Raw genomic sequence first — 12,019 nt, 5'->3', positions numbered from 1 at the left:
TGAGCTGTGTCTGGTTCAGGACATCGATGTCTCAAGTCGAACAGTAAAACTCATCAATGGCGGCTATAGGCGCGTTGTTCTTTGAGGAACTCTCGCGCAATATCGTTGGCACGTCGGTTGCTTAAGATGCGTAGAACTCTGTGATGATCATCTCGCTTCGCGAGGCGCTGCCAAAGAGTTCGGATTAGACGTTCTCCACCGGTCCAAATGTAGCATCGGATGCGGAGCGAACGCCATCAGAACTTGAGGGGCCTATGTTTGCATCGCGATGGGAAAATAGCCGATCCACCACCGTTGGCGATTTCAGAAAAAATGCGAAGAGCGCAAAACAGAGCTCTTCCGTGCTTAAGCGGATGTGGCCCAGGAATAACGCTGACTTGTTGGAGTAGATGATTCCGAAGAACCTGGTCGCTGCTACGGACTAAACTGCTGAAGGTGTATCTGCCGCTCGCGGGGCGACGTTGATTTGGTCTGGTTATCCATTGTGAAGAGGGTGCTATGCAGGAGGCCGTCGACAGCAAGATCGGACTAGATGCTACTTCGGGCGACAATCGGAAAGCCGAGAGTTCGTTTTTGAAGTTCCGCGGGATAGATCATATTGCCATTGCAGTACTCGATCTTGAGGCGTCAATTCTGTTCTTTCAGGACGTGCTGGGCTTTGAATTGAAGGGCCGTTCTCACGTTAAGGGACGGTCGACAGGGATGCTTTATGCTAACCTCGAGAGCGGCGGCATCAGGTTTGTTCTGTGTCAGGGTACTGAGCCAACCTCTCAGGTCTCAGAGCTGGTGGGGCGTAATGGTGTCGGAGTTGCTCACATTGCTCTTGAGGTCGACAATGTAGATGCTGCCGTGCAGACCCTAAAGTCTCGTGGTCTGGGATTTGATACGACCGTCGTTCGTTGTCCTGGACTAGCGCAGGCCTTCTCGAGTCGCTCCATTGAAACGGGCCTTAGCTTCGAATTCATTCACCGAGATGGAGAGAGTGGCCTCCTCGAATCGAACGTTCAGCAGCTCTTTGGTCAGCTTGAACAGTCGGGCAAATATTGACGGAAGAGGTGGGACCTCCAGTTGTGCGCGTGCTCCAACATCTTCATCGCCCAGCCGCGCTTGTTGCCGGTGGGAGGCTAGCCGCAAGGTGCGCCCAGGTAGCGAGCGATATGGGCGACGTTATTCGCGCGGCCTTGTGTGCAGATCCCATTTTGGGGGATTGGGCTCGTCGCGGTAAGATCCGGCGTGTCGCAAGTGTTGAAGAGCTATCGACCTTGCTGAATGCTCAAGTGGTGGACTGGATATTTTCGGGTTGTAATCCATTCGCATTGGCAGCGGATGTGTTGGGGCGAGTTCGTCAAGGCGCTTCCAAGTGTCGCGAAGGTCCGTTAGCGCGGTGTGCGGGAACTGCGGCAACTTCTTCGGTGCTGTTGGTCCAAGATGCCGAATGTGCCGTCAGGTGGCATCGCATCTATGGTGGTGCGGACACCGGTCACCGGGTTGTTCAATCCCACGTGTTGATCACGCCAACCGATACGGCGTCAACTCTTGACCTCAAATGCTGCGAGGCTGGAGTCAAGGTATTCCGCGAACGTCTGACCGTTTTGGCGAGTGGAGAGGAGCTCAGTGCCTGTCCGTAGGCGCTAGATACGCCGACGCGAGTTTCCCGAACGTCGACGTCCGGATGTGGCGGCCTGCACTGCGATGGGATCGACCCGCGCCAGATCTCTCGGGGACAACGACCGCCTGGACTTTAGGTCGTATCATTCCAATCGTTCTATGTGTGAAGGCTGTTGTCGCAATCAGGTGCTTGGAGGTGTCGTCTAACCGCTCGGACTTATCGGCGGGCTCTCTCTCCTTAAAATCACCCGGCAATTGGCATGTGGCGACAGGTACGAGGATGTTGATGCTTGGTTCGACGGCTAAGATGGTCGGCCAGTGGATGCGCGGCCACTGGCGAGGAATTCCGGCATGGATATAGGCAACCGCTTACCGATCTTAAGCGAAGCTGGGGCGCGGGGCACAACAGTTGCCCATGAATTGTTGGCATCTCGTGAAGAGTTCTGGCGACAGCGACTAGAGCAGTTCAAGATAGTTCAGCTTCCGTTTTCGTCGTTAGAAGGCAACGCTCTGGCGACATGGCAATCGACCGCTTGGCTCATGCCGGGTGCGTTGGCTGAGCTATCTCCCAGTGATCGCGCGGAATTCTTGCTAACTGCTTGGGTGGTCTATCTCGCCCGCATCACCGGGGAAGCAGAGCTTCAACTGGGATGGACTCCCGTGCCGAATGGATCGCGAGCCGGCGTGAATGCGCTCGAGGTGCTTGTCGCGTCTGTCGTGCCGATGGCAATTACCATCGACCTCGATAACAATTTCGCAGAGGCGCGCACGGCGGTCGCGGCCGAATTCGCTCAGCTGAACGCGCAGGATACCTTTGCGCGGGATCTTATTGCGCGATGCCCGACGTTGAGCGGTGTGGAGGCGCTACGATTGCGCCGTCCCTGGCCGGTTGGCGTTACGGTTACGGGAGAGAGCTGTTCTGCTGCTGAAGAGTCGGTTTCGAGCTCCAGTTCTGAGATAGCTCGCTCCGGTGAGTTGGTAACGCTCGAGATTTGCGCTCTGGATGGGAGCTTCCGATGGCACTTTGATGCAAGTCGCCTCGAGCCCAATCAGATCGAGCGTATGACACAGCATTTGCAGAATTTGTTGTGTGCTGTGATGACCGATGCGCAGCAGTCGTTGGGGTGCATCGGGCTGCTGTCGTCCGATGAGCGCACTTGCCTCTTGGAGGATCTGAACCGGACGGCGACGCCTTATCCTTCGGACCGGTGTATCCATGAGCTGTTCGAGGCGCAGGTGCGTAAGACGCCGGATGCGGTAGCCGTGGTCCATGCTGACGCGCGCTTAAAATATGGCGAGCTCAATACTCGGGCGAACCGGCTCGCATATCATCTCATCGCGCTTGGGGTGAAGCCGGGCGAGCGCGTTGCGATAGTGCTTGATCGAGGCATTGCTCTTGTTGTCGCACAACTGGCAGTTCTGAAGGCGGGCGGGGTCTATGTACCGATTGATCGGGGCGGTCCAGTTGGGCGACGAAGCTGGATTATGACCGACTGTGCTGTGCGCCTCATCCTTGTAGGTGACGAGAATGAGGGCGGGCTTGAGATTCCGATTCCTATTCTGGCCATTGATCCGATCATGGCTGGAACAGGGTGTAGTACCGATCCTGGCCTAGCATTGACCGCCGAGGCTCCGGCCTACGTGATGTACACCTCCGGGTCGACCGGCCTTCCGAAGGCCGTGGTTGTTCCTCATCGTGCTGTCAACCGTCTCGTCATCAACAACGGCTATGCGGAGTTCACCTCGAGTGATCGCGTGGCCTGGGTAGGCAATCCCGCCTTTAGCATCAGTACGCTGGAAGTTTGGGCACCACTGCTGCACGGTTCCAGCCTAATTGTGATTCCACACACAGCTGTACTGCAGCCCGAGGTGCTGCGCATTCTGGTTCGGCGGCACCGCATCACCGTGCTGCATTTGACTGCCGGGTTGTTCAGCCGGAGCGTTGATGAGTTAGGCCCGGTGCTGACGAGTTTGCGATTTCTACTAGTTGGTGGTGGCGCGGTTGATGCGGCGGCGGTGGCCCGGGTTTTGAGCCAAAGCCGACCGCAACATCTCTTGCACTGCTACGGTTCAACTGAGACGTCGACCTTTGCGACGGTCTGCGAGATCACCGCCATTGATCAGACAGTCCGACGACTCCCCATCGGCCGTCCGATTGCGAACACGCGGGTGTATCTGCTTGACGGACACGGTGCGCCGGTTCCGTTTGGCGCGGTCGGGGAGCTCTACGTCGGCGGGGCGGGGGTGGCGCGCGGTTATCTGAACCGGCCCGAGCTGACCGCGGAGCGGTTCATCGGCAGTCCCTTTGTCGAGGGCGACCGGCTGTACCGCACTGGCGATCTGGCGCGGTATCTGCCGGACGGCAATCTTGAGTTTTTGGGCCGCAACGATGACCAGGTGAAGATCCGCGGCTTCCGCATCGAGCCGGGGGAGATTGCGGCGCGGCTCATCGAGCATGCCTGGGTGCGCGATGCGGTGGTGGTGGCGCAGCAGGACGGTGCCGGCGAGAAGCGGCTGGTGGCCTATGTGGTATGTGCGCCTGAAGCAGCTTCGAACGGGCTGGATGGAAGCGAACTTGCCGGCGCCTTGCGCGCCCAGATAAGTGCGCACCTGCCGGACTACATGGTGCCGGCGGCGTTTGTGCGGCTGGCGGCGCTGCCGCTGACGGTGAATGGCAAGCTCGATCGCAAGGCGCTGCCGGCGCCGGACGATGAGGCGTATGCGCATCGCGCCTATGAGGCGCCGCAAGGCGAGGTCGAGATCACGCTGGCACAGATCTGGGCCGAGCTTCTCGGTGTGGAGCGGGTCGGACGCCACGACCACTTCTTTGCGCTCGGCGGGCACTCGCTCTTGGCGGTGCAACTGATGGAGCGGCTGCGGCGGCGGTCACTGCGCATCGAGGTGCGCACCTTGTTCGTCAAGCCGGTGCTGGCGGACCTGGCTGCAAGCCTCAGTAGCCATCACGAGATGGCGGTCCCGGCCAACCTGATCGGCGAACAGAGTCCGGCGATCACGCCAGAGATGCTGCCGCTGATTGAGCTGACGCAGGGCGAGATCGACCGGATCGTCGCCACAGTGCCCGGGGGCGTCGGCAACATCCAGGACATTTATGGCTTGTCGCCACTGCAGGACGGCATCCTGTTCCATCATCTGTTGGCGACAAAGGGCGATCCGTACCTGCTGGTCTCGCAGATGGCGTTTGCGGACCGTGACCTGCTCGAGCGCTATCTTGCCGCGGTTCAGCGGGTGGTGGATCGGCACGATATCCTGCGGACGTCGTTTGTCTGGGAAGGGCTGTCGCGCCCGGCCCAGGTGGTGTGGCGGAACACGCTGCTGGAGGTGAGCGAGGTCGAGCTGGACGGGGCTTGTGGTCCGGGCGACGCGCAGCTGAAGCATCGGTTTGATCCGCGCCAGCACCGCATCGAGCTTGGCCGGGCGCCCTTGTTGCGGTTTGTGATTGCGCGCGAGCCCGGCAGCGCGCGCTGGCTGCTGCTGGAGCTGCAGCATCATCTGATCGGGGATCACACCACGCTGGAGCTGATGCATGCCGAGGTCCGGGCCGTGCTGGAGGGACGCGAGCATGAGCTGGCAGCCCCGCAGCCGTTCCGCAACCTGGTGGCGGCGGCACGGCTTGGCGTGGGTGCAGACGCGCATGAAGAGTTCTTCCGGGGACTGCTGGGGAACATCGATGAGCCGTGCACGCCCTTTGGCTTGTGCGAGGTCCAGGGCGACGGCCGCGGGACCCGTGAGGCGCAGCGGATGCTGCCGCAGGCGCTCAGCGTGCGGCTGCGGGTGCAGGCGCGGCGGCTGGGGGTGAGCCTGGCGAGCCTGTGCCATCTGGCCTGGGGCCAGGTGGTGGCGCGCAGCAGCGACCGCGAGCAGGTGGTGTTCGGCACGGTGCTGTTCGGCCGCATGCATGGCGGGGCGGGTGGCGACCGCGCGATGGGTCTGTTCATCAACACGCTGCCGCTGCGGCTTGACCTGGACGGGACCGGGGTCGAGGCGAGCGTGCGGACCACCCACGCGCGGCTGGCCGAGCTGCTCGTACATGAGCATGCCTCGCTGGCGCTGGCGCAACGCTGCAGCGGCGTTGCGGCGCCGGCGCCACTGTTCAGCGCGCTGTTGAACTACCGCCACAATACGCCGGCGGCGGTCTCCGCCTCTGCAGCCGATGATGTGCTGCCCGGCATGGAATGGCTGGGCGGGGAGGAGCGCACCAACTATCCGCTGACCCTGTCGGTGGAGGATTTTGGCGAGGCGCTCGGGCTGACGGCGCAGGTGGCGGAGGGCGTCTCAGCGGATCGGGTCTGCGGCTACATGCAGCACACGCTCGCGCAGCTGGCGGAGGCGCTGGAGCGGGCGCCGAACACGCCGGTGCGGGAGCTGGACATCCTGCCACCTGACGAGCGGGCGTATCTGCTGGAGGAGCTGAACCGGACGGCGGTGACGTATCCTGAGCAGCAGTGCATCCATGAGCTGTTTGAGGCCCAGGTGCGCCAGGCGCCGGATGCGGTGGCGGTGGTCTATCAGGACCAGCGCGTAAGCTATGGCGAGCTCAATGCGCGGGCCAACCAGCTGGCGCATCATCTGATCGGGCTCGGGGTGACGCCGGACCAGCCGGTGGCGATCTGCGTTGCGCGCAGCGTGGCGATGGTGGTCGGGCTGTTGGCGATCCTCAAGGCGGGGGGCGCGTATCTGCCGCTGGATCCGGCCTATCCGTCGGCGCGGCTGCACCAGGTGCTCGAGGATGCGGCGCCGCCGCTGCTGCTGGCCGATGCGGCGGGCCGATCGGCGCTGGGGGCCGATGCGCTGCTCGATCTGACGGTGGTCGATCTAGAGACGGCGACGCCGGAGTGGGCGAACCTGCCGGTCTCCGATCCGGACCCGCGTGCGCTCGGCCTGACCTCGCGCCATCTCGCCTATGTGATCTACACCTCCGGATCCACCGGCACCCCCAAGGGGGCACAGAATGAGCATCGGGCTATCGTTAATCGCCTGATCTGGATGCAAAACGCCTATGGTCTCAAGGCAACTGATGTCGTGTTGCAGAAGACGCCATTTGGCTTCGATGTCTCGGCCTGGGAGTTCTTCTGGACGTTGCTTGAAGGGGCGACCCTGGTGCTGGCGCCTCCGGATGCGCACAGAGATCCCGCTGCATTGGTTGACTTGATCGTTAGCCAGCGCATCACGACGGCTCACTTCGTGCCATCCATGCTGGTCAGTTTTATGGATGCGAAGAGTGTTGACCGCTGCACGTCGCTGCGGCGTGTTTTATGCAGCGGCGAGGCGCTTCCTGCCGCCAGTGTGCATAAGGTTCGGCGCCTCTTGCCTTGGACAGGCCTGCACAATCTGTACGGTCCGACCGAAGCTGCGATCGACGTGACAGCGTGGAGTTGTCCGGATGAGTTTGATGGCGCCATTGTCCCGATCGGCCATCCGATTGCGAACACGCGGGTGTATCTGCTTGACGGACACGGTGCGCCGGTTCCGTTTGGCGCGGTCGGGGAGCTCTACGTCGGCGGGGCGGGGGTGGCGCGCGGTTATCTGAACCGGCCCGAGCTGACCGCGGAGCGGTTCATCGGCAGTCCCTTTGTCGAGGGCGACCGGCTGTACCGCACTGGCGATCTGGCGCGGTATCTGCCGGACGGCAATCTTGAGTTTTTGGGCCGCAACGATGACCAGGTGAAGATCCGCGGCTTCCGCATCGAGCCGGGGGAGATTGCGGCGCGGCTCATCGAGCATGCCTGGGTGCGCGATGCGGTGGTGGTGGCGCAGCAGGACGGTGCCGGCGAGAAGCGGCTGGTGGCCTATGTGGTATGTGCGCCTGAAGCAGCTTCGAACGGGCTGGATGGAAGCGAACTTGCCGGCGCCTTGCGCGCCCAGATAAGTGCGCACCTGCCGGACTACATGGTGCCGGCGGCGTTTGTGCGGCTGGCGGCGCTGCCGCTGACGGTGAATGGCAAGCTCGATCGCAAGGCGCTGCCGGCGCCGGACGATGAGGCGTATGCGCATCGCGCCTATGAGGCGCCGCAAGGCGAGGTCGAGATCACGCTGGCACAGATCTGGGCCGAGCTTCTCGGTGTGGAGCGGGTCGGACGCCACGACCACTTCTTTGCGCTCGGCGGGCACTCGCTCTTGGCGGTGCAGCTGTTGAGCCGGGTCTCGCTGGCCATTGGCTTCACACTGCCGCTGACCACGCTGTTTGCCAAACCGGTGCTGGCCGATCTGGCCGCGAGTATCATGGATGAGTTGAGCCGCTCCGGCGCGCAAGACCTGCCAGCCATTGTGGCGGTATCGCGTGAAGCGCCGCTTGTGCTGTCGTTTGCGCAGCAGCGGCTGTGGTTTTTGGCGCAGCTGGATCAGAGCAGTACGAACTATCACATTCCGCTCGGGTGGCGGCTCAAGGGCGGGCTCGACCGCAGCGCCTGGCAGCGCAGCCTTGACCGTGTGTTGGCGCGTCATGAGGCGCTGCGCAGCGTGTTTGTCGCGCCGGAGGGCAAGCCCTGGGTGGAGCTGCTGCCGGAGGATGCGGGGCTGCCGGTTGTGGAGCACGATGTGCGGGACAGGCCGGATGCGGACGAGGCGCTATTGGGTCTGTGCAGGGAAGAGGCGCGCACGCCGTTCGATCTGGCGCGTGGCCCGCTGATCCGCGGCCGGCTGATCCGGATCTCGGATGAGGAGCACGTCTTGCTGCTAACGCAGCACCACATTGTCTCGGATGGCTGGTCGCTGGGCGTGTTGGTGCGTGAACTCAGTCAGCTGTACCGGGCCTTCGTGGCCGGTGAAGGCGATCCGCTGCCGCCGCTTGCAATCCAGTATCCGGACTATGCCGCCTGGCAACGGCAGTGGCTGTCGGGCGAGCGGCTGCAGAGCCAGGCGCACTATTGGCGCAACAATCTATCTGGCGCACCGGCCCGTCTGGCCTTGCCGACAGATCGGCCTCGGCCGGCAGAGCAGTCGTTTGCCGGGGCCAGTGTGACGGTCGTGATCGATGCGGATCTGACGCGGGATCTGAAGCGGCTGAGCCGGCAGCATGACACGACCTTGTTCATGACGGTGCTGGCGGCCTGGGCGGCGCTGCTGTCGCGTCTGTCAGGGCAGGACGACCTAGTGATCGGCGTGCCGAGCGCCAATCGCAGTCGCCGCGAGGTTGAAGAGCTGATCGGCTGCTTCGTCAACACCCTGGCGCTGCGGCTTGACCTGTCGGGCGAGCCGAGCGTGGCGGAGCTGTTGACGCGGACGCGGCGCTCGGCCTTGGGAGCGCAGGAGCATCAGGACCTGCCGTTTGAGCAGGTGGTGGAGATCGTGCAGCCGCCCCGGCGTCTTGATCACACGCCGCTGTTCCAGGTGATGCTGGCCTGGCAGAACAACGCCGCTGGGACGTTCGACCTTCCTGGGCTGCGTGTGGAGGCGGCGGCAGACGGCTTCGATCAGGTCAAGTTCGATCTGGAGCTGAACCTTGGCGAGCATGGTGAGGAGATCGCCGGAACGTTGGGTTATGCCACGGCGCTGTTTGATCAGGCGACCATCGAGCGGCAACGAGGCTATCTGCTGGCGCTGCTGCAGGCGATGGCTGCCGATGCGCGGCAAGCGGTCGGGCGGATTGAGCTGCTGGCGGCCGACGAGCGCACGTATCTGCTGGAGGAGCTGAACCGGACGGCGGTGACGTATCCTGAGCAGCAGTGCATCCATGAGCTGTTTGAGGCCCAGGTGCGCCAGGCGCCGGATGCGGTGGCGGTGGTCTATCAGGACCAGCGCGTAAGCTATGGCGAGCTCAATGCGCGGGCCAACCAGCTGGCGCATCATCTGATCGGGCTTGGGGTGACGCCGGACCAGCCGGTGGCGATCTGCGTTGCGCGCAGCGTGGCGATGGTGGTCGGGCTGTTGGCGATCCTCAAGGCGGGTGGCGCCTATCTGCCGCTGGATCCGGTCTATCCGTCGGCGCGGTTGCACCAGGTGCTCGAGGATGCGGCGCCGCCGCTGCTGCTGGCCGATGCGGCGGGCCGATCGGCGCTGGGGGCCGATGCGCTGCTCGATCTGACGGTGGTCGATCTAGAGACGGCGACGCCGGAGTGGGCGAACCTGCCGGTCTCCGATCCGGACCCGCGTGCGCTCGGCCTGACCTCGCGCCATCTCGCCTATGTGATCTACACCTCCGGATCCACCGGCACCCCCAAGGGGGCACAGAATGAGCATCGGGCTATCGTTAATCGCCTGATCTGGATGCAAAACGCCTATGGTCTCAAGGCAACTGATGTCGTGTTGCAGAAGACGCCATTTGGCTTCGATGTCTCGGCCTGGGAGTTCTTCTGGACGTTGCTTGAAGGGGCGACCCTGGTGCTGGCGCCTCCGGATGCGCACAGAGATCCCGCTGCATTGGTTGACTTGATCGTTAGCCAGCGCATCACGACGGTTCACTTCGTGCCATCCATGCTGGTCAGTTTTATGGATGCGAAGAGTGTTGACCGCTGCACGTCGCTGCGGCGTGTTTTATGCAGCGGCGAGGCGCTTCCTGCCGCCAGTGTGCATAAGGTTCGGCGCCTCTTGCCTTGGACAGGCCTGCACAATCTGTACGGTCCGACCGAAGCTGCGATCGACGTGACAGCGTGGAGTTGTCCGGATGAGTTTGATGGCGCCATTGTCCCGATCGGCCATCCGATTGCGAACACGCGGGTGTATCTGCTTGACGGACACGGTGCGCCGGTTCCGTTTGGCGCGGTCGGGGAGCTCTACGTCGGCGGGGCGGGGGTGGCGCGCGGTTATCTGAACCGGCCCGAGCTGACCGCGGAGCGGTTCATCGGCAGTCCCTTTGTCGAGGGCGACCGGCTGTACCGCACTGGCGATCTGGCGCGGTATCTGCCGGACGGCAATCTTGAGTTTTTGGGCCGCAACGATGACCAGGTGAAGATCCGCGGCTTCCGCATCGAGCCGGGGGAGATTGCGGCGCGGCTCATCGAGCATGCCTGGGTGCGCGATGCGGTGGTGGTGGCGCAGCAGGACGGTGCCGGCGAGAAGCGACTGGTGGCCTATGTGGTATGTGCGCCTGAAGCAGCTTCGAACGGGCTGGATGGAAGCGAACTTGCCGGCGCCTTGCGCGCCCAGATAAGTGCGCACCTGCCGGACTACATGGTGCCGGCGGCGTTTGTGCGGCTGGCGGCGCTGCCGCTGACGGTGAATGGCAAGCTCGATCGCAAGGCGCTGCCGGCGCCGGACGATGAGGCGTATGCGCATCGCGCCTATGAGGCGCCGCAAGGCGAGGTCGAGATCACGCTGGCACAGATCTGGGCCGAGCTTCTCGGTGTGGAGCGGGTCGGACGCCACGACCACTTCTTTGCGCTCGGCGGGCACTCGCTCTTGGCGGTGCAGCTGATCAGTCGAGCACAAAAAGCAGGGCTGACGTTTAGCGCTGCCGACCTCTTCCAAGCCCCTGTTCTGAGGGAGCTCGCATCGAAGATTCATTTGAAGCGACAGCCCAGCAGTCCGCAAGTGATTTCCGTTCTGGAAACGGGATCACAGCCACCTCTCTTCTTTGTTCCCACAGGATTGGGCGATTGTTCCTATGTCCCCGCCCTTGTGAAGGAAATGGACGTCGACTGTCCGGTCTATGCTTTGCCATGGCCGCATTTCGACGACGAACGTCCACTAACTCTTGAGGCAATAGCGGCGGAAGTAATGCTAGCAGTTAGAGAGATCCAGCCACATGGACCGTATCGCTTTGCTGGATACTCATCAGGGGCAATCTTGGCTTACGCGATTGCGCAGCACTTAGTGAATCTGAATGAAGCTGTGTCATTCATGGCCTTCATGGATGCTGCGTTACCTGCAAATCGACGAAGCTTATCGCCGACCCAAATGGCACGGGAAGTGCTGCTGGATTCTATGGAATTCTTGGAAGATGACAGCTTCCAGGTCTTAGAACGATTTGCTGCAAACAGCTCGATTGGCCAACTGATTCAAAAGGCACAGCAAATTGGGGCGATACCCCAGGACCGTGATCTAGAAAGCCTTCTTCTGACGTATGAAAAGGCCGCGCAGTTCCAAAGGGCACTGGACTTGTATGAAGCTCCATCTCTTGGAATCGAGATCAACCAGTTTTATGTCAACGGACCTGTCCGCAGCCGTCGTGCACGAGGTTCAATAGGTCAGGAAGCAAGTTCGCCGTTGCGGGGGTGGGACAGGGTTTTGCGTGCTGAAGCCATTCACGCCGTGTCCGTTCCGGGTGACCACACGACGATGATGAACACCCCAGAAAACCGCCGAGTTCTGGCTCGATGCCTTTTGATAGCCTTGAACAATTCACCAGACCGTCGGCGGCAATCGCAGGTGCCGCCGAGCTAACCTTGTTCGGGCATCGATTGGGAGCGGCGGCCATGATCTGGGATGTGGAGCAGGCCCACGCTTTGAACACCAG

At 62.3% G+C, this 12,019-nt stretch carries 2 protein-coding genes; both read left to right on the top strand.

Features of this window, described 5'->3' with window-relative positions:
• Window positions 1-498 precede the first annotated feature (498 nt).
• Window positions 499-1,047 (top strand): VOC family protein, encoded by a 549-nt coding sequence (locus tag G5S42_RS41530; RefSeq protein WP_176112373.1) that lies wholly within the window; start codon window positions 499-501, stop codon window positions 1,045-1,047.
• A gap of 912 nt (window positions 1,048-1,959) precedes the next feature.
• The gene (locus tag G5S42_RS41525) at window positions 1,960-11,946 is read left to right on the top strand and encodes a non-ribosomal peptide synthetase (protein ID WP_176112372.1); all 9,987 of its coding nucleotides are present in this window, start codon (window positions 1,960-1,962) and stop codon (window positions 11,944-11,946) included.
• The last annotated feature ends 73 nt before the right edge of the window (window positions 11,947-12,019 follow it).

This window comes from Paraburkholderia youngii, from assembly GCF_013366925.1.
Classification (GTDB): Bacteria; Pseudomonadota; Gammaproteobacteria; order Burkholderiales; family Burkholderiaceae; genus Paraburkholderia; species Paraburkholderia youngii.
This window is presented reverse-complemented; position numbering and strand designations above follow the sequence as displayed.